General features: G+C 41.6%; 9 protein-coding genes, 2 tRNA genes, 3 rRNA genes and 1 pseudogene. 12 read left to right on the top strand and 3 right to left on the bottom strand.

Annotated elements, in window-relative coordinates; translation table 11 throughout:
- The first annotated feature begins 7 nt into the window (after window positions 1-7).
- A complete protein-coding gene (locus K8P02_RS13120) occupies window positions 8-2254 on the top strand; it encodes a cation:proton antiporter (protein WP_007487127.1) in 2247 nt (748 codons plus the stop codon).
- Between the two features lie 88 nt (window positions 2255-2342).
- On the opposite strand, the gene pncB is transcribed toward K8P02_RS13120, so the two are convergent.
- The 3 genes and pseudogenes from pncB to hdhA form a co-directional block, all read right to left on the bottom strand.
- The gene (gene pncB / locus K8P02_RS13115; protein WP_223381351.1) at window positions 2343-3509 is read right to left on the bottom strand and encodes a nicotinate phosphoribosyltransferase; all 1167 of its coding nucleotides are present in this window, start codon (window positions 3507-3509) and stop codon (window positions 2343-2345) included.
- Between the two features lie 329 nt (window positions 3510-3838).
- A pseudogene (locus K8P02_RS13110) lies at window positions 3839-4249 on the bottom strand (TetR/AcrR family transcriptional regulator); the annotation flags it as partial.
- A 144-nt stretch (window positions 4250-4393) separates the two neighbouring features.
- Window positions 4394-5173, bottom strand: coding sequence for a 7alpha-hydroxysteroid dehydrogenase (hdhA, locus tag K8P02_RS13105; RefSeq protein ID WP_007487134.1), 780 nt, complete (start codon window positions 5171-5173; stop codon window positions 4394-4396).
- Between the two features lie 710 nt (window positions 5174-5883).
- On the opposite strand from hdhA, the gene K8P02_RS13100 reads away from it, so the two are divergent.
- The 11 genes from K8P02_RS13100 (at window position 5884) to K8P02_RS13050 (ending at window position 19839) form a co-directional block, all read left to right on the top strand.
- Window positions 5884-6750: a DUF6845 domain-containing protein gene (locus K8P02_RS13100; RefSeq protein WP_025866755.1), complete on the top strand. Its 867-nt coding sequence runs from the start codon at window positions 5884-5886 to the stop codon at window positions 6748-6750.
- 109 nt (window positions 6751-6859) lie between these two features.
- Window positions 6860-7324: a MaoC family dehydratase gene (locus K8P02_RS13095; RefSeq protein WP_002562392.1), complete on the top strand. Its 465-nt coding sequence runs from the start codon at window positions 6860-6862 to the stop codon at window positions 7322-7324.
- 1577 nt (window positions 7325-8901) lie between these two features.
- Window positions 8902-10424 (top strand): 16S ribosomal RNA (locus K8P02_RS13090).
- Between the two features lie 220 nt (window positions 10425-10644).
- Window positions 10645-10718, top strand: a tRNA-Ile gene (locus K8P02_RS13085).
- A gap of 84 nt (window positions 10719-10802) precedes the next feature.
- Window positions 10803-10876, top strand: a tRNA-Ala gene (locus K8P02_RS13080).
- Between the two features lie 195 nt (window positions 10877-11071).
- Window positions 11072-13958: ribosomal RNA gene (locus tag K8P02_RS13075) — 23S ribosomal RNA — on the top strand.
- 78 nt (window positions 13959-14036) lie between these two features.
- A 5S ribosomal RNA gene (gene rrf, locus K8P02_RS13070) occupies window positions 14037-14147 on the top strand.
- Together the 16S, 23S and 5S rRNA genes with 2 tRNA genes alongside form the textbook arrangement of a ribosomal RNA operon.
- 505 nt (window positions 14148-14652) lie before the next feature.
- Window positions 14653-16149 carry a 2-isopropylmalate synthase gene (locus tag K8P02_RS13065; RefSeq protein WP_002560884.1) on the top strand — a complete coding sequence of 499 codons (1497 nt, stop codon included), beginning with the start codon at window positions 14653-14655 and terminating at the stop codon, window positions 16147-16149.
- Between the two features lie 42 nt (window positions 16150-16191).
- Window positions 16192-17583, top strand: a complete 1392-nt coding sequence (gene leuC / locus K8P02_RS13060; RefSeq protein WP_122202362.1) for a 3-isopropylmalate dehydratase large subunit — start codon at window positions 16192-16194, stop codon at window positions 17581-17583.
- Between the two features lie 78 nt (window positions 17584-17661).
- Window positions 17662-18252 (top strand): 3-isopropylmalate dehydratase small subunit, encoded by a 591-nt coding sequence (leuD, locus tag K8P02_RS13055; RefSeq protein ID WP_223381348.1) that lies wholly within the window; start codon window positions 17662-17664, stop codon window positions 18250-18252.
- Between the two features lie 54 nt (window positions 18253-18306).
- Window positions 18307-19839 carry an alpha-isopropylmalate synthase regulatory domain-containing protein gene (locus K8P02_RS13050; RefSeq protein ID WP_002560887.1) on the top strand — a complete coding sequence of 511 codons (1533 nt, stop codon included), beginning with the start codon at window positions 18307-18309 and terminating at the stop codon, window positions 19837-19839.
- Window positions 19840-19931: the final 92 nt, after the last annotated feature.

The following is a 19931-nucleotide window of genomic DNA, read 5'->3' as shown; positions in this document are numbered from 1 at the left end:
ACATTTCATGTCGCATTTACCAACTTTGATTGCCGACCTTGCACTGATATTGATATCCGCAAGTATTATAACTTTATTGTTTAAATGGTTAAAGCAACCTTTAGTTTTAGGCTATATTGTTGCCGGATTACTGGCTGGTCCTTATGTCCATATTTTCCCTACTGTAGGGGATATAGCAAATGTTAATATCTGGGCCGAAATAGGAGTTGTGTTTCTGCTTTTTGCTCTCGGTCTGGAGTTTAGTTTCAAGAAACTTATCAATGTGGGGTCAACAGCCTTTATCACGGCAACTACTGAAGTTATCAGTATGTTGCTGATAGGTTATATGGTGGGATATCTGCTGGGATGGGGTACCATGAATTCTATTTTTCTGGGTGGAATGCTGTCTATGTCATCCACTACCATTATTATCAAGGCTTTCGATGATTTAGGGTTGCGTAGCCAGCGGTTTACAGGTATTGTATTCGGTACACTGGTTGTGGAGGATCTGATTGCTATTCTGATGATGGTTCTTCTTTCTACGATGGCAGTAAGCAAAGATTTTGTGGGTGAAGAGTTGTTGGTAAGTGTGCTTAAGGTTGTTTTCTTCCTGATACTGTGGTTTCTTATCGGTATTTTTATCCTTCCGGCTTTCCTGAAAAAAGCAAAGAAGCTGATGAATAACGAAACACTTCTGATTGTTTCTCTCGGGCTTTGTTTGGGAATGGTAGTGCTGGCTACCTATACCGGATTCTCGGCAGCTTTAGGTGCGTTTATTATGGGTTCTATTTTAGCTGAAACGATTGAGGCGGAACATATTGAGCATATTATACAACCGGTGAAAGATCTCTTTGGAGCAATCTTCTTTGTGTCTGTCGGTATGTTGGTCAATCCGGCTGTATTGGTTGAATATGCCTGGCCGGTTATTATTATTACACTGGTCACCATTATCGGTAAAGCCATATTCTCTTCATTGGGTGTTCTTTTGTCGGGAGAGTCACTGAATATTTCCATCAAATCCGGGTTCAGTTTGGCACAAATCGGAGAATTCGCTTTTATCATTGCCGGCTTAGGTGTTTCTCTCAAAGTACTTGATCCGTTTATTTCTCCGATTATTGTGGCTGTATCTGTTATTACAACTTTCACTACTCCCTATTTTATTCGCCTGGCAAATCCTTTTGCCGAATGGCTTTATAAAGTATTACCACCCAAAGTTCAGGAAATGTTAGCTCGTTATGCTTCCGGTAAAAAGACTGTGAATCACGATAGTGATTGGAAGAAACTATTAAAAAACATTGTTGGCAGAGTCATTATTTATAGTGTATTGCTCACTGCTATCTGGCTATTGTCTGTAAAAACGCTATATCCTGCTGTCAGTGAACTGTTTACTCCTGTGACGATATGGGTCAATTTAGCGATGTGTCTGGCTACTCTTTTACTCATGACTCCTTTTTTGTGGGCGCTTATCTCCAATAAGTACAATTCTTCTGCAATATTTCTGAAACTGTGGGAAGATGAGAACTACAATCACGGTCGTCTTGTTGCTTTAGTACTGTTCCGAGTTTCTGTTGCTATTTTCTTTATTTCAGCAGTGGTCATCAGTTATTTTCATCTGAATATTGGGATAGGAGTGGTTATTGCTGTAGCTGTGGTGGCTTTGATTCTTATCCTTCGGGAAGATCTTACTCAATATTCGCGCCTGGAAACTCATTTTCTAACCAATCTTAATCTGCGGGAAGAGGTTGCCAAAAAACATCATCCGTTGAAAACGAGCTTCAACAGTGAATTCAATAATAAAGATATTGAACTTACCTCTGTTGTTGTATCTCCTTATTCGCGTTATATAGGCAAATCACTGGGTGAGCTTTCGTTCCGGCAGGAATTTGGTGTGAATGTGGTAGCTATTGTCCGTGGTGATCTTAAGATATACATCCCAAAAAGTTCTGAACGGATTTATCCACAGGATAAACTGGCAGTGGTTGGTACGGACGGGCAACTGCAAAAGTTTCGTGACGAAATAGAAAGCCCGCAAGGAGTACCGGATACAGAAAAGATGCACCAAGAGATGAATCTGCACTCTTTCACAGTAAATGAGGCTTTTCATTTCCTGGATAAAAGCATTGTCCAATCCCGCTTGGGTGAAAAGTATGATAGCATTGTTGTAGCTATTGAGCGGAATGGTGAGCTGGTTCCTCTGGATAAGGATGCTACTTTTCTGTTAGGTGATCTGGTATGGTTTGTCGGAGAACGGGAGAAGATCAGACAACTCTTTTAAGGAGTTGCCCGAAAAGTCTGTATCTACATAGATTTTTCTTATTTATACTTGTTATTTAAGCGTTGGAATGGCTCCACAGGAGTATCGGTTATTCCAGTCGTAAATCGTATAAACATGCCCGCACTTCTTCCGGGCTACCGATATGTTTTCCTATATCATCAGACAGTTTTACGCATTCGCGCCATTCCTGATTGACATTCATTTTACATTGGGTTAGCTTCATTACAATGTTAGAAGGTTTAAATCCGGTATCATTCGTCAGATTGGTCCCTATACCGAAGGCGCATCTTATTTTTCCACGACAATATTCCTGTATTTCCAGTGCTTTGCCAAAGTCGAGTGCATTGCTGAATACAATTGTTTTAGTGGTTGAATCGATACCAAGTTCTTTGTAGCGTGCAGTCAGTTTATCGATGAACTCTAATTCATTTCCCGAATCGCATCGTACACCGTCAAATAGTTTTGCTTGTTTGCGGCTGAGATTAGTCAAGAAGATGTCAGAAGTATAAGTGTCGGACAGTGCGATACCCAGATCGCCGTCATACACATTTACCCAGTTTTCCAGTGCTATGTAATTGGCATGTTTGTAACCGAACTGCGCTCCATGAAACATGAACCATTCGTGTGGATGCGTTCCCATCATCTTCATCTCATACTTCATAGCAAAGTAGCAGTTTGATGTGCCTGTGCAGTAGTGTGCAGACTTTTTTAAATAGCTTATCACTCTGTCCTGCACATCAAAAGAAAACCGCCTTCGTGTACCAAATTCAGAGAATGACAACTGATGTTCATTTGAGAGTACCACCTTTTCGGATAGTTTGCAGATTATCTCTTCCGTGTTGGCTACGTTTCCCTGTATCTGGTTTTTTATTTCTGAAACAATGGCGAGCAATGGTACTTCGTAAAGTGTCGATTTATAGAGGTAATCCGTTATTTCGATATTCAGGTGATGTTCTTTATCCAGATGGATGTCTATTTTCTCCGGTTGGAACCGGAAAGAAGAGAGCCATTCCCAGTATACCGGTGGTAGGAATCTGCAGTTACGGGTCATATATTCCAGTTCTTTATCAGCCAATGTCACTTTAGCCAGGTTGGCCACTTCTGTTTTCAGTTTACTCAGAAATACTTCTGTGTAGGCTGTTTCATCTCTGTCTTTAAAACTAAAAGTCCCCATTGCATAGGGAAACAACTTTATATAAGCATACGAAGTGGTAAACTTGTAGAGGTCTGTATCGAGTATGGTATGAATCATCATCTGTAGGTCTTTTTTTAAGAAAACACTATAAAGTTAGTATTTGTTGAGAAGAAACGCTACTCTACTCAGATATAATTACTTCATTTCTCTCTTTTTTGAGAGGGTAGGGCGCTACTTTGGCGTATCCCATACGCAACAATACTACCGGGATTTTTTTTCTGTTTGGTGAATTACTTCGCATTGCATTTGCTCTATCAGATCTTTGTTACATCTATCCGATAACAGGGCCAAAATGCAGATTCCTATTATCGTCATCTTGTTCATTTCCTTTTTTAACGTTTTTCTAATCAAATAGCTATCAGTATATTAATGCCTTTTTCCAATTCTTTTCAGCCGTCCTCGGTCTGAATGTTAATCCCGTTAAAAATCGAACACTCTTCTTCCAGCAAACTAGGATAGCTGATTGCAGCAGTGAAAATACTTGCCATTGCTGCGGTTTCTTTCTGAGGATGTTTAGATAGTTTGCCGACAGTATCCGCCAGCCATACTCTCTTTGCTTCCCTCTTTTCCCATAGTTCTTTTATAAAAGTATTGTTGGATGTCAATTCCCATCGGTATAACCTTCGGAGTGTGTAGTCTTGTCTTAGCATAGCAATTTGTCTTTTGAATATTTCTTTGATAAATTCGCCTATGTGCTCTTTGTCCGGCAGTTGTTCGTCGAAGTTTATCCAGTAATCGTGTTGCTGGATATAAGCTGCTATTAATCCATCCAGTGAATTGAAATAGTGATAAGTTAGCATTATCAAAAGGAAAAAGAAAATAAATTTTAAAAGCCTGTTTAAAATTTCCTTGGGATAAGCTGAAGAGAGCTTTTAAGAGGAAAGTTTAAACAGGCTGAGTGGTTAGTTTTAAGAAAAATATAGTATATGATATGTTGAAGGAGGTTATGCCAATTCTACTGTCGGGTTATGTATGGTCAGTCCTCCATCTGCTATTATGGTTTGTCCGGTGATGTATCGTGCATCTTCCGAGGCCAGAAAGGCAATAGTAGCTGCGATGTCCTGCGGTTCTCCCAGATAAGGAGTAGCGCACTGTCCTAGGAAAATATTACGTACATCTTCATTCATGTTGTTTAAAGCGGCAGGAGTGAGTACAAGTCCGGGAGCTACGGCGTTGCAACGGATGTTCTTTTTGCCTACTTGTGTGGCGATGTATCTGGTCAAGTTAATTACTCCGGCTTTACTTGCGCCATAAAGTGTACCGCTTGCATCAGCAGTAATTCCGCTGATGGAAGCCACATTAACAATATTACCTCCACCGTGTACCTTCATTATGGGTATAATGAGTTGTGAAAGATACATTGTACAGGATAGGTTAAGGTGGAATGCTTCGTCAAAATAGTCTATGTCCAGTTTCTCGATATTACCATCTCGTTTGGGATCAGTTCCGCCTACATTATTTACCAGTACATCTACCTGTCCATATTCTTTCATGGCAAATTCTGCCAGTTCTTTACTACTTTGAAGTACAGTTGCCGAGAAATAAGTGGCACGCACATCTGCTCCGGACTGGGTTAGTTCGGCAGCCAACTTGTCAGCCTTTTCTTTGGAATAATCAGCGATTATTACTTTCCCTCCTTCGGATACGATACGACGGGTGGTTGCCTCTCCAATACCGCTGGCTGCACCGGTAATGATGGCTACTTTATTTTCAAATCTGTTCATGATAGAATGGGTTTATGTGGGTTCTTCCCTTTTAAAACAATCAGCTATAAGAAAAAGTTATTTTTCTATATCTCGGTTTAATACGATTTCCGTTTTCATTAGTGACTTTTGCATCTGCCATTCTTTTATCTGCTCATTTGTTTATAAATCCGTTAAATGTTAACGAAATGCGCTGAATGTGTTAATGGCAGATCGATTCTATTAAACCATGTTATAATAAGCCCCGTTATGGCCAGGATATTTGGAGGTTTCCTAAAAATACGTACCTTTGTATTGTGTTTTTCATAGTATTAGATTTAAGGTTAACAAAGATTGGCTGTCTGGGATAGATAGCCTTTTTTTATGTCCATATATTACCTCTCCGGATTGTGAATGTATATGTTAATTGTTAACGTAATAAGTCTAAAGTGTTAACACAATCTCTTTACCATTAAACCATGTTATAATATGGCCTTTAAAGGTTCTGAAATTTGTTGATTTCCTGAGAATCGGTATCTTTGTACAGTGTTTTTTTCATAAGTATTAGATTTAAGGTTAACAAGGATTGGCTGCGCGTGATGCGTAGCCTTTTTTTGTTTATATGATAAATATCTGCTTCTTTTTTAAATTTATAAAATATCCGAAAGCAAAACGTCACTTATATTGTTATTAGTGCAATGTCGCCTGTCTTTTGGCTTATCTTGTTTATAAAATTATTAAAGAAAAGAATTATGAGAAAGAATTTATTATTATTTGGAGCACTGATCGGTGCCTTTTTGCTGGCCTCTTGTTCGGGAGGAAATAAGAGTCAATCAACTACTTCTGTGAGTACGGCAAATGTAGAAGATGCAATGGAAGTAGTTAAGTATTACAACACTTCTCTTAGTGTATTGAAAGATGTAGTGAATGAGAAAGACGTAAATGCCGTTCTGGGATATATGGAACAGAAAGGTAAAGCTCCTGCTCTTACGCCCATTGCACCTCCTGCCATTTCTGAGAAAGATACTGTGATGCTGATGAATCCGGGTACTTGCTTTAACGAAGAGACCCGTCAGAACCTGAAACAGAATTATGCAGGTCTGTTTCGTTCAAGAGCTCAGTTCTATTCCAATTTCAATACCTATTTGTCTTATTTGAAAACAAAGGATTATACTAAGGCGAACCAGCTTCTCGAAACGAGTTATCGGCTGAGTATAGAGATGGCCGAGTATAAAATGAATGTTTTTGATATTCTGAGTCCTTTTACCGAACAGGCTGAACAGGTGCTTCTGGCAGACAGCCCGTTGAAAGAGCAAATTATGTCTGTTCGTAAAATGGCATCCACGATGCAGAGTATTATTAATTTGTATGCCCGTAAGCATGTTGTGATGGAAACTGCACGCATTGACCTGAAAATAACCGAACTTACCGGGCAATTGGAGGCAGCCAGAAAACTTCCTGTCGTAGCTGGACACGAAAACGATATGAAAGCTTATCAGGCATTCTTGGCACAAGTTGAAACTTTCATCAAGCAAGCACAGAAAGTACGGGAAAAAGGAGAGTATACAGATGCCGATTATGAAATGTTGACCAGTGCATACGAAACGTCTGTCATATAAAAATTCCTGCTTAATCCAAAAAAATTATATCTTTGTGGCATTTTAGTACGTATGTGACAGTACGTACTAAAATGTTTTTTTTGTAAAATATCAATTTAATATAAGAAATATGGAGAAGGTTATTATCAATTCGTATGAGGAATTTGAAAAGTTAGTAGGTCAACAAATCGGAGTTTCGGATTATTTGGAAGTTTCGCAGGAACGTATTAATCTTTTTGCCGATGCAACTTTGGATCATCAGTGGATTCATGTCGATACAGAGCGTGCCAAAGTAGAAAGCCCGTATCATAGTACCATTGCTCATGGTTATCTTACTTTATCGTTGCTTCCTTATATGTGGAACCAGATTATTGAAGTGAATAACCTGAAGATGATGATAAATTACGGTATGGATAAGATGAAGTTCGGGCAGGCTGTACTACCCGGACAGAGTGTTCGTATGGTGGCAAGCCTTCATTCTCTGACCAATCTGCGCGGTGTGGCAAAAGCTGAAATCAAATTTGTTATTGAGATTAAAGATCAGCCTAAGAAGGCGCTCGAGGGGATTGCTATATTCTTATATTACTTTAATTAGAGATTTTGAGAACTTATTTTTAGTTCAATAAGTAATTAGGTAAGTTCTTTCAAATGAAACCTTTCCATCGGTATTATTCTTCTTTTGTATAGTTTTACCGTAGAGGAAAGTTTTTTTCTTTTTTCTCGTCCTCCATTCATATTCTTCAATCCGATTCTGTCAAATACACTTTGCCGGTCCATATTAAGCCATTATTATGAGAGAAGCACATTGCTTATAAATGAGATTCTACAAAAAAACTTGTATTCTTTCTGTTTTTATAGAGAATATCCAACTTGTACAATGCTCTTATCCTTAGCAATATACCTTTATATATGTAAGCGATAGCTTCGATATGAGAATAACTCAAAGATAAAGAAACCACAACACCCGGATGTTTTCTATAACAACATCCGGGTGTTTTTGAGTAGAACATCCGGATGTTGTGACTATAAGAAAGGTATATTATTACCAGTATGATATTGGTATTTTGCGTGTTATATATGTGTTGTCTATACTATAAATCTTAGCTTAGTATCTGTGTGTATTTTTCCATTTCTATTTTCTTTTGTTTTCCTCCCTTTCCTCTTGTTTCTTAATAAAATAAGTGTACAATCTTGTGTTTTGTAATTATCTGGTTTTCAATCAATTGCCTTTTTTGTTTTTTTTCTCTACGAGAAACGTCCCGTTTCTCTACGGAGATCGTCCCGTTTCTCTACGATGATCGTCCCGTTTCTCTACGAGTCTCTCTTCGCTTGTTTCCAATATTTTACACCCGCTTTTTCTCCCTCTGCCTCTTCCTTCCTGTTTTGTCAAAATCTCTCCCGTTTCATTTTAAGTATCTCCTTCTTCCTCTTTCCTTTTTATCCTTCTTTGTTTTTTTCTCTCTCGCGCATCCATATGCGCGCGTATATATTATAATGTGTTCCTCTTTTTCTCTTTCTTTCCCTGTTTCTTTTTTTATGTTTTACAACACCTTTGCAAATCAGCGTCTTACAAAAAAGATTTCTTTTTATTCTAAAATAATTCCTGATATATTTTGCTTATATTGTAAAAAGGTCTACTTTTGCATCCGCTTAGCAAGAGAGTCTAAGCCTTTTAAGATTGACATATTGAAAGCGCGGATTACCGGATAACGAATAAACAAAAAAAACTTCTGAAAAGATTTGGTTTTAAAGTTTAAAAGTTCTTATCTTTGCAGTCCGATTCGCAAATGAAAAGGCGTTTTTTTCTTTGTAGGTTTTTTCTCCTTTCGCAAGAGAGCTGTTAGAGAATCCTCGGAAAAAAAAACTAAAAAAAAACTTCCAGAAACATTTGGTAGTTATAAAAAAGTCCTTTACCTTTGCACCCGCTTTTGAAACGAAGCGATTTAAAAAAACGAAGCGTTCTTTGAAAAATTGATAAACAATACAAGTAGTACAAGTCCAAAACAGTAAAATGTTTTGAGAAATTAGAACCGTCAATACTTATATATATAGGTATTTGAAATAAGGTCAATAAATAACGGTATCCTGAACAGAGCAACGACTTTGCTATTGTCTTTTGGTAATTTCAATCGTAAATTTCCAATCGTCTAATAGTAAATCAACAATACTTTTACAATGAAGAGTTTGATCCTGGCTCAGGATGAACGCTAGCTACAGGCTTAACACATGCAAGTCGAGGGGCATCAGGATGTAGCAATACATTGCTGGCGACCGGCGCACGGGTGAGTAACACGTATCCAACCTGCCTTTTACTCGGGGATAGGCTTTCGAAAGAAAGATTAATACCCGATGGTATAATATTTCCGCATGGGATTATTATTAAAGAATTTCGGTAAAAGATGGGGATGCGTTCCATTAGGCAGTTGGCGGGGTAACGGCCCACCAAACCTTCGATGGATAGGGGTTCTGAGAGGAAGGTCCCCCACATTGGAACTGAGACACGGTCCAAACTCCTACGGGAGGCAGCAGTGAGGAATATTGGTCAATGGGCGGAAGCCTGAACCAGCCAAGTAGCGTGAAGGATGACTGCCCTATGGGTTGTAAACTTCTTTTATAGGGGAATAAAATGAGCCACGTGTGGCTTTTTGTATGTACCCTATGAATAAGGATCGGCTAACTCCGTGCCAGCAGCCGCGGTAATACGGAGGATCCGAGCGTTATCCGGATTTATTGGGTTTAAAGGGAGCGTAGGTGGACATGTAAGTCAGTTGTGAAAGTTTGCGGCTCAACCGTAAAATTGCAGTTGATACTGTGTGTCTTGAGTACAGTAGAGGTGGGCGGAATTCGTGGTGTAGCGGTGAAATGCTTAGATATCACGAAGAACTCCGATTGCGAAGGCAGCTCACTGGACTGTTACTGACACTGAGGCTCGAAAGTGTGGGTATCAAACAGGATTAGATACCCTGGTAGTCCACACAGTAAACGATGAATACTCGCTGTTTGCGATATACGGCAAGCGGCCAAGCGAAAGCATTAAGTATTCCACCTGGGGAGTACGCCGGCAACGGTGAAACTCAAAGGAATTGACGGGGGCCCGCACAAGCGGAGGAACATGTGGTTTAATTCGATGATACGCGAGGAACCTTACCCGGGCTTAAATTGCATTTGAATGTTGGGGAAACCCAACAGCCGTAAGGCAAATGTGAAGGTGCTGCATGGTTGTCGTCAGCTCGTGCCGTGAGGTGTCGGCTTAAGTGCCATAACGAGCGCAACCCTTATCTTTAGTTACTAACAGGTCATGCTGAGGACTCTAGAGAGACTGCCGTCGTAAGATGTGAGGAAGGTGGGGATGACGTCAAATCAGCACGGCCCTTACGTCCGGGGCTACACACGTGTTACAATGGGGGGTACAGAAGGCAGCTACACGGCGACGTGATGCTAATCCCAAAAGCCTCTCTCAGTTCGGATCGAAGTCTGCAACCCGACTTCGTGAAGCTGGATTCGCTAGTAATCGCGCATCAGCCACGGCGCGGTGAATACGTTCCCGGGCCTTGTACACACCGCCCGTCAAGCCATGGGAGCCGGGGGTACCTGAAGTACGTAACCGCAAGGAGCGTCCTAGGGTAAAACTGGTGACTGGGGCTAAGTCGTAACAAGGTAGCCGTACCGGAAGGTGCGGCTGGAACACCTCCTTTCTGGAGCGATACCGCGATTTTAATTGACAGTTGACAATTGACAGTTGACAATTCAACTCTGATTGTTCATACAATTAAAGACATATGACTTTATTAAGGTTCTAACTGTACTACTGGTACTTGTTTATTTATAGATATAGATCAACCATCTATAGAAGTATAGATAGAGATAAACAAGAGAAAACAGAAGCCGGGTCTAATAATAGGCTCAGTTTGAACTAGTCCTATAGCTCAGTTGGTTAGAGCGCTACACTGATAATGTAGAGGTCGGCAGTTCAACTCTGCCTGGGACTACTTCTCGAATTGACAATTGAAAGTTGAAAATGATAAATCCTTGTGATTAAGTCGTTCTTGATTCTTTCTTCTCAATTCTTCGAAGGGGGATTAGCTCAGCTGGCTAGAGCATCTGCCTTGCACGCAGAGGGTCAACGGTTCGAATCCGTTATTCTCCACTCTCTTTAGGTTTTTGAGTTTATATGTTTCTGAGTTGGTAAGTTTTAAAACTTACGACCTAATGAACAGACAAACTGACAAACTAAAAAGAAACGATCTTTGACATGTTGTACATAAAAAAAGTAAATTTAGTAAAGAGCTAAAAGTATATATCGAACCGTACGCTGTTGTTTTAACAGTATAAAGGCAAGATAATGAAAGTAAGAAAGGGCGCATGGCGGATGCCTTGGCTCTCGGAGGCGATGAAGGACGTGATAAGCTGCGATAAGCTGCGGGTAGGTGCAAATGACCTTTGATCCGCGGATTTCCGAATGGGACAACCCAATTGGTTGAAGACCAATTATACTGCACTGCAGTAGGCTAACGCAGGGAACTGAAACATCTTAGTACCTGCAGGAAAAGAAAATAAATAATGATTCCCCTAGTAGTGGCGAGCGAACGGGGAATAGCCCAAACCAATTATGTTACGGCATAATTGGGGTTGTAGGACCACGTTTTGGGACGAAAGTTGGTGAGTGGAATGATCTGGAAAGTTCAGTCATAGACGGTGATAACCCTGTACACGAAGCCATCTGAACCCTAGTGGTATCCTGAGTAGCGCGGAGCACGAGGAATTCTGCGTGAATCTGCCGGGACCATCCGGTAAGGCTAAATACTCCCGAGAGACCGATAGCGAACCAGTACTGTGAAGGAAAGGTGAAAAGCACTTCGAATAGAAGAGTGAAATAGTCCCTGAAACCGTGCGCCTACAAGCGGTCGGAGCAGCTTTTTGTTGTGACGGCGTGCCTTTTGCATAATGAACCTACGAGTTACTTTTTCCGGCAAGGTTAAGCGTCTGAAGACGTGCAGCCGAAGCGAAAGCGAGTCTGAACAGGGCGTTATAGTCGGAAGGAGTAGACGCGAAACCAAGTGATCTACCCTTGGGCAGGTTGAAGGTTAGGTAACACTAACTGGAGGACCGAACCGATAAGCGTTGAAAAGCTTCCGGATGACCTGAGGGTGGGGGTGAAAGGCTAATCAAACTTGGAGATAGCTCGTACTCCCCGAAATGCATTTAGGTGCAGCCTTGTGAATTACTAATGTGAGGTAGAGCGACTGATAAGATGCGAGGGCTTCGCCGCCTATCAAGTCTTGATAAACTCCGAATGCGCATTAGTTCAATCACAGGAGTGAGGGCATGGGTGCTAAGGTCCATGTCCGAAAGGAGAAGAATCCAGACCATCAGCTAAGGTCCCCAAATAAACACTAAGTTGAACTAACGAAGTCAGATTGCTAAGACAGCTAGGATGTTGGCTTGGAAGCAGCCATTCATTTAAAGAGTGCGTAACAGCTCACTAGTCGAGGAGTTTGGCGTGGATAATAATCGGGCATCAAGTGTTTTACCGAAGCTATGGGATCAGTAATGATCGGTAGGGGAGCATTCCACTCTGCGTTGAAGGTGTACCGTCAGGTATGCTGGAGCGTGTGGAAAAGCAAATGTAGGTATAAGTAACGATAAAGGGGGTGAGAAACCCCCTCGCCGAAAGACTAAGGTTTCCTGATCAACGCTAATCGGATCAGGGTTAGTCGGGTCCTAAGGCTCAGCCGAACGGTGATGCCGATGGCAGAACAGGTTAATATTCCTGTACTACCTTTAGGAGTGACGTGGAGACGGAGGCGTGACAGCGCCGCGAACTGACGGAATAGTTCGTTAAAGGGTGTAGATGTTGATTGCGGCAGGCAAATCCACCGCAAGAGTCGAACCTGATAGTATGGAGCGTTCTTCTGAACAATCCAATAGTGCGTGTAAACATACTCCCAAGAAAATCCGCTAAACTTAATCTTAAAGGTACCCGTACCGTAAACGGACACACGTAGTCGGGTTGAATATACTAAGGCGCTTGAGTGAATCACGGTTAAGGAACTAGGCAAATTGACCCTGTAACTTCGGGATAAAGGGTCCCCGTCAGTGATGGCGGGGCGCAGAGAATAGGTCCAGGCAACTGTTTAACAAAAACACAGGGCTGTGCAAAATTGAAAGATCACGTATACAGCCTGACACCTGCCCGGTGCTGGAAGGTTAAGAGGAGATGTCATCGCAAGAGAAGCATTGAATTGAAGCCCCAGTAAACGGCGGCCGTAACTATAACGGTCCTAAGGTAGCGAAATTCCTTGTCGGGTAAGTTCCGACCTGCACGAATGGTGTAATGATCTGGACACTGTCTCAACCGTGAGCTCAGTGAAATTGTAGTATCGGTGAAGATGCCGATTACCCGCGATGGGACGAAAAGACCCCGTGAACCTTTACTATAGCTTAACATTGAATTTGGGTAATTGATGTGTAGGATAGGCCGGAGACTTTGAAGCAGGTACGCCAGTATTTGTGGAGTCGCTGTTGAAATACGGCCCTTTGATTATTTGAGTTCTAACTCGTTGTTACGAGGACACTGTTTGGTGGGTAGTTTGACTGGGGTGGTCGCCTCCAAAAGTGTAACGGAGGCTTCTAAAGGTGCCCTCACGCCGATTGGTAACCGGCGGTAGAGTGTAATGGCATAAGGGCGCTTGACTGGGAGACTCACAAGTCGATCAGGTAGGAAACTAGAGCATAGTGATCCGGTGTTTCCGCATGGAAGGGACATCGCTCAAAGGATAAAAGGTACTCCGGGGATAACAGGCTGATCCCTCCCAAGAGCTCATATCGACGGAGGGGTTTGGCACCTCGATGTCGGCTCGTCACATCCTGGGGCTGGAGAAGGTCCCAAGGGTTGGGCTGTTCGCCCATTAAAGTGGCACGCGAGCTGGGTTCAGAACGTCGTGAGACAGTTCGGTCTCTATCTATCGTGGGCGTATGAAATTTGCGTGGCTCTGACACTAGTACGAGAGGACCGTGTTGGACTGACCGCTGGTTTACCAGTTGTGCCGCCAGGTGCATTGCTGGGTATCTAAGTCGGGATTGGATAAGTGCTGAAAGCATCTAAGTACGAAGCCAGCCACAAGATTAGATTTCTTAGGGTCGTCATAGACGATGACGTTGATAGGAGGCAGGTGTAAAGGTAGTAATATCATAGCCGAGCCTTACTAATTGCCCGTTGACTTTTGTTTTCTTTCCTTTTTGTATGGTTTATATATACGTTTAGTTCTTTTTGACTGAATTGCTTTTTGTACACATGTCTACCTTCTTCAGGTGACTATAGCATCAGGGTTCCACCTCTTCCCATTCCGAACAGAGAAGTTAAGCCTGATCACGCCGATGGTACTGCGTAACAGTGGGAGAGTAGGTAGTCGCCGTTTTTTGAATCCCCCTTTCGTCAAGATGATTGATGGAAGGGGGATTCTTTCGTTTTATTCACCGCTGAGTTTCACAGAGGAATAAGCCGTATTCTTGTTTATTCTGTTTATGAAGGATAATCAATACTCTGTGTTCCTCTGTGAAACTCGGTGGTGAAAAAATGATTTGTGTGATTTACGCTTTATTTCTGATTTTTTGTTATATATTTATTCTTAAAACTGCCTGTTTCTTATAGAATGATATTTTTTTGAATAAAAAAGTAACGTTTTATTTGGTGGGAAAGAAATAATCTCTACCTTTGCATCGTTAAATAACAAAAGAGATAACTAAGATGAATCAATCATTTATACATATTCTACTGTGTGGTATTATTATTCTGCTGGCAAAGGTCGGGGGAAGTGAGTGTCGCGCGTAAATGTGTATGATGAAAATATACGAAAGCCTTTCTCACTTCCTGGTGCGAAAGGCTTTTTTAATAGTGGATAATCAGATTAAAAACAATAAAAGATGAGTGACAGATTATTTATTTTCGACACCACCCTCCGTGATGGTGAACAGGTTCCGGGATGCCAGTTGAATACAGTGGAAAAGATTCAGGTTGCGAAAGCGTTGGAGACACTGGGAGTAGATGTAATTGAAGCTGGATTTCCTATTTCCAGTCCGGGGGATTTTAATTCGGTAATTGAGATTTCTAAAGCCGTGACATGGCCTACGATTTGTGCGTTGACACGTGCGGTTCAGAAAGATATTGATGTAGCAGTAGACGCATTGAAATTTGCTAAGCGTAAACGTATTCATACGGGAATTGGTACATCTGATTCACATATTAAATATAAATTCAATTCTAACCGTGAAGAAATAATCGAACGTGCAGTAGCTGCTGTTAAATATGCACGGCGTTTTGTAGACGATGTAGAGTTTTATGCAGAAGATGCAGGACGCACGGAGAATGAATATCTGGCACGGGTGGTAGAAGCGGTTATTAAAGCTGGTGCTACTGTAGTGAATATTCCTGATACAACAGGTTATTGTCTTCCTTCGGAATATGGAGCGAAAATTAAATATCTGGTAGATCATGTTTCTGGTATTGAAAATGCAATAATTTCGACTCACTGTCATAACGACTTAGGTATGGCTACTGCTAATACAATGGCTGGGGTACTGAATGGTGCACGTCAGGTGGAGGTGACTATTAATGGTATTGGTGAACGTGCAGGTAATACGGCGCTTGAAGAAATAGCAATGATTATCAAGAGTCATCATGAAATCGAGATAGAAACGAACATTAGTACACAGAAAATATATCCCACCAGTCGCATGGTATCGAGTTTGATGAATATGCCGGTACAACCTAATAAGGCTATCGTGGGGCGTAATGCTTTTGCCCATTCGTCGGGAATACATCAGGATGGCGTACTGAAGAATGTACAAACCTATGAAATTATTGATCCTAAGGATGTGGGTATTGATGATAACTCCATCGTATTGACTGCACGCAGTGGCCGTGCTGCTTTGAAAAATCGTCTTTCTATGTTGGGTGTAACGCTTGACCAGGAAAAATTGGACAAGGTATATGAGGAATTCCTGAAGCTTGCAGACCGGAAAAAAGATATTCATGATGATGATATTCTTGTATTGGCAGGAGCTGATCGTAGTGGGAATCATCGTATTAAACTGGAATATCTTCAGGTGACAAGTGGGGTAGGCGTACGGTCAGTTGCCAGTCTGGGACTGAACATCTCCGGAGAGAAGTTTGAAGCAGCCGCCAGTGGTAATGGTCCTGTTGATGCAGCTATCAAAGCATTGAAACGAATAATAGATCGTCATATGACATTGAAAGAATTTACTATCCAAGCCATTAGTAAAGGAAGTGATGATGTGGGTAAAGTGCATATGCAGGTAGAATATGACAACCAGATGTATTACGGATTTGGCGCAAATACGGATATTATTGCCGCTTCCGTAGAAGCTTATATCGACTGTATTAATAAGTTCACCAAGTAACTTTAATCGTAAATTGTAAATCGCTAAATTGTAAATAAACAGATGAATACATTATTTGATAAAATTTGGGATGCACATGTGGTTACCACAGTAGAAGATGGTCCCACTCAGCTCTATATCGACAGACTGTACTGTCATGAAGTAACGAGTCCGCAGGCTTTTGCCGGACTGCGTGAACGTGGAATAAAATGTTTCCGTCCGGAAAAGATATATTGTATGCCCGATCATAATACGCCGACACATGATCAGGATAAACCCATTGAAGATCCGATATCAAAAACACAGGTAGATACTTTGACGAAGAATGCGAAAGATTTTGGGTTGACTCACTTCGGCATGATGGACAAAAGAAACGGTATTATCCACGTAGTCGGTCCCGAACGTGGATTGACTTTGCCTGGAATGACTATTGTTTGCGGTGATTCACACACTTCTACCCATGGTGCGATGGGAGCGATTGCTTTTGGTATCGGAACAAGTGAGGTAGAGATGGTACTTGCCTCGCAATGTGTATTGCAGTCTCGTCCCAAGACAATGCGCATTACCGTGGATGGAAAATTAGGCAAGGGAGTGACAGCGAAAGATATTGCACTCTATATGATGTCTAAAATGACAACCAGTGGTGCTACCGGATATTTTGTGGAATATGCAGGTGAAGCCGTTCGCAGTTTGAGTATGGAAGGTCGCCTGACGTTGTGTAATCTTTCTATAGAGATGGGAGCACGTGGTGGTATGGTGGCTCCGGATGAGGTGACTTTTGAATATATCAAAGGACGTGAAAGCGCTCCGAAAGGAGAAGAGTGGGACAAAGCGATGGAGTATTGGAAAACACTGAAAAGTGATGCTGACGCTGTTTTTGATAAAGAAGTGCGTTTTGAGGCAGCCGATATAGAGCCAATGATTACTTATGGGACGAACCCGGGTATGGGCATGGGCATTACACAATCCATTCCGACTACGGAAGGAATGAATGAAACAACCAAAACTTCTTTTGTAAAGTCTCTGGATTATATGGGATTTAAACCGGGCGAACCGTTACTGGGCAAGAAGATTGATTATGTATTCTTAGGTGCATGTACCAATGGACGTATTGAGGACTTCCGTGCATTTGCTTCTCTGGTAAAGGGTAGGAAAAAGGCGGAACATGTGATAGCATGGCTGGTGCCAGGGTCCTGGATGGTAGATGCGCAAATTCGGGAAGAAGGATTGGATAAAATACTGGAAGAAGCCGGATTTGCGATCCGTCAGCCCGGATGTTCAGCTTGTCTGGCAATGAATGATGATAAGGTTCCTGCAGGTAAGTATTCAGTTTCTACGAGTAACCGGAATTTTGAAGGACGTCAGGGACCGGGAGCACGTACGTTGTTGGCAAGTCCTCTTGTAGCCGCTGCGGCAGCTGTGACAGGGGTGATAACAGATCCCAGAGAACTTTAATCGTAAATTGTAAACGTACCTATGTGATAAAGATTAAATAATATTTATGACCGTAGGGAATAAATTGTAAATAAACAGATGAAAGCAAAATTCAATATCATAACAAGTACATGTGTACCTCTTCCTTTGGAAAATGTGGATACAGACCAGATTATTCCGGCACGTTTTCTGAAAGCTACTACCCGTGAGGAAAAGTTTTTTGGCGATAACCTCTTCCGTGACTGGCGTTATCATCCGGATGGTTCGTTAAATAAAGACTTTGTGTTGAACAATCCCACCTATGGAGGACAGATATTGGTGGCAGGAAAGAACTTTGGTTCGGGTTCCAGCCGTGAACATGCTGCATGGGCAATAGCCGGATATGGCTTCCGTGTAGTGGTAAGTAGCTTCTTTGCCGATATTCATAAGAATAATGAGTTGAATAATTTTGTATTGCCTGTAGTGGTGACAGAGGAGTTTCTGGCGGAATTGTTTGATTCTATCTTTAAAAATCCTAAAACAGAGGCGGAAGTAAATCTGCCGGAACAGACTATTACTAATAAAGCTACCGGAAAGAGTGAACACTTCGAGATTAATACATATAAAAAACATTGTCTGATGAATGGATTGGACGATATCGATTTTTTGTTGACGAATAAGGATAAGATAGAGGCGTGGGAAAGAAAATGAATTAATTCCGTTGTCCGTGTGCCATAAAAATGATAACAACAATATTAAATAACGATGAAAAATAATCATCCCAAAATAGAAATCATGGACACTACTCTCCGCGATGGTGAACAAACCAGTGGAGTATCTTTTGTGCCTCATGAGAAACTAATGATTGCCCGACTGCTGTTGGAAGAGCTGAAGGTAGACCGTGTGGAAATAGCTTCGGCGCGTGTGTCTGAAGGAGAATTCGATGCGGTAAAGATGATTTGCGACTGGGCAGCGCGGAGAAATCTGCTACATAAAGTGGAAGTGCTGGGTTTCGTTGATGGTCGTACTTCGCTGGATTGGATACATGCTACCGGATGCCGCGTTATCAATTTGTTGTGTAAGGGATCTTTGAAACACTGTATGTATCAGTTGAAAAAGACACCGGAGGAACATATCGAAGACATACTTGCCGTAGTGAATTATGCCAATGAACTGGATATTGAAGTCAATGTATATCTGGAAGATTGGAGCAATGGTATGAAGGATTCACCCGAATATGTATTTCAGATTGTCGATGCTTTGAAAGAGACAAGTATCAAGCGTTTTATGCTGCCTGATACATTGGGGGTATTGAATCCGTTGCAAGTCATTGAATTTATGCGGAAGATGAAGAAGCGCTACCCTGATACACACTTTGATTTTCATGCGCATAATGACTATGATCTGGCAGTGAGCAATGTACTTGCAGCTGTACTAAGTGGAGTTAAAGGACTTCATACAACAATTAATGGATTGGGTGAACGTGCAGGTAATGCACCTTTGGCAAGTGTGCAGGCTATCTTGAAAGATCATTTTAATGCTATTACCAATATTGATGAAAGTCGTTTAAATGATGTAAGTCGTGTGGTAGAATCTTATTCGGGTATTGTGATACCTGCCAATAAGCCGATTGTAGGTGAAAATGTATTTACGCAGGTGGCCGGGGTACATGCTGATGGAGACAATAAGAGTAATCTTTATTGTAATGATCTTCTGCCTGAACGATTTGGTCGGATCCGTGAGTATGCTCTCGGAAAGACTTCGGGTAAGGCGAATATCCGTAAAAATCTTGAAAGTCTTGGCTTAGAGCTTGACGAAGAGTCTATGCGGAAAGTGACTGAGCGCATCATCGAATTAGGAGACAAGAAAGAGCTTGTCACACAGGAAGATCTTCCATATATCATCTCTGATGTACTGAAACACGACGGTATGAATAATAAAGTAAAACTGAAAAGCTATTTTGTAACGCTGGCGCATGGGTTAAAGCCGATGGCTACGTTGAGTGTTGAGATAGACGGGCAGATTCATGAGGAAAGTTCGTCGGGGGATGGTCAGTATGATGCCTTTGTGCGTGCTCTACGCAAAATCTATAAGGTGACGCTGGGACGGAAATTCCCAATGCTGATCAATTATGCAGTAAGTATTCCTCCCGGTGGGCGTACTGACGCTTTTGTACAGACTGTTATCACCTGGAGTTTTGGTGAGAAAGTGTTTCGTACTCGTGGTTTGGATGCCGACCAAACAGAAGCGGCTATCAAGGCGACTATTAAGATGCTGAATATAATAGAAGAATATTAATAATAGTGATTAATTTTAGTGATTAGTGAGAAGTGATTAGCAGGCTGCGCTATCATACCGAATGGTATTAATCACTTATCACTAATCATCAA

The sequence above is a fragment of the Bacteroides nordii genome (genome assembly GCF_019930665.1).
Taxonomy (GTDB): Bacteria; Bacteroidota; Bacteroidia; order Bacteroidales; family Bacteroidaceae; genus Bacteroides; species Bacteroides nordii.
The sequence above is the reverse complement of the archived record's forward strand: the minus strand, read 5'-3'. Positions and strand labels throughout refer to the sequence as shown.

Excerpts from the sequence above, each read along its gene's own strand:
- pncB (WP_223381351.1), bottom strand. The coding sequence starts at position 3,509 with ATGATGATTCATACCATACTCGATACAGACCTCTACAAGTTTACCACT.
- leuC (WP_122202362.1), top strand. The coding sequence starts at position 16,192 with ATGAATACATTATTTGATAAAATTTGGGATGCACATGTGGTTACCACA.
- hdhA (WP_007487134.1), bottom strand. The coding sequence starts at position 5,173 with ATGAACAGATTTGAAAATAAAGTAGCCATCATTACCGGTGCAGCCAGC.
- K8P02_RS13050 (WP_002560887.1), top strand. The coding sequence starts at position 18,307 with ATGAAAAATAATCATCCCAAAATAGAAATCATGGACACTACTCTCCGC.
- leuD (WP_223381348.1), top strand. The coding sequence starts at position 17,662 with ATGAAAGCAAAATTCAATATCATAACAAGTACATGTGTACCTCTTCCT.
- K8P02_RS13065 (WP_002560884.1), top strand. The coding sequence starts at position 14,653 with ATGAGTGACAGATTATTTATTTTCGACACCACCCTCCGTGATGGTGAA.
- K8P02_RS13100 (WP_025866755.1), top strand. The coding sequence starts at position 5,884 with ATGAGAAAGAATTTATTATTATTTGGAGCACTGATCGGTGCCTTTTTG.
- K8P02_RS13095 (WP_002562392.1), top strand. The coding sequence starts at position 6,860 with ATGGAGAAGGTTATTATCAATTCGTATGAGGAATTTGAAAAGTTAGTA.
- K8P02_RS13120 (WP_007487127.1), top strand. The coding sequence starts at position 8 with ATGTCGCATTTACCAACTTTGATTGCCGACCTTGCACTGATATTGATA.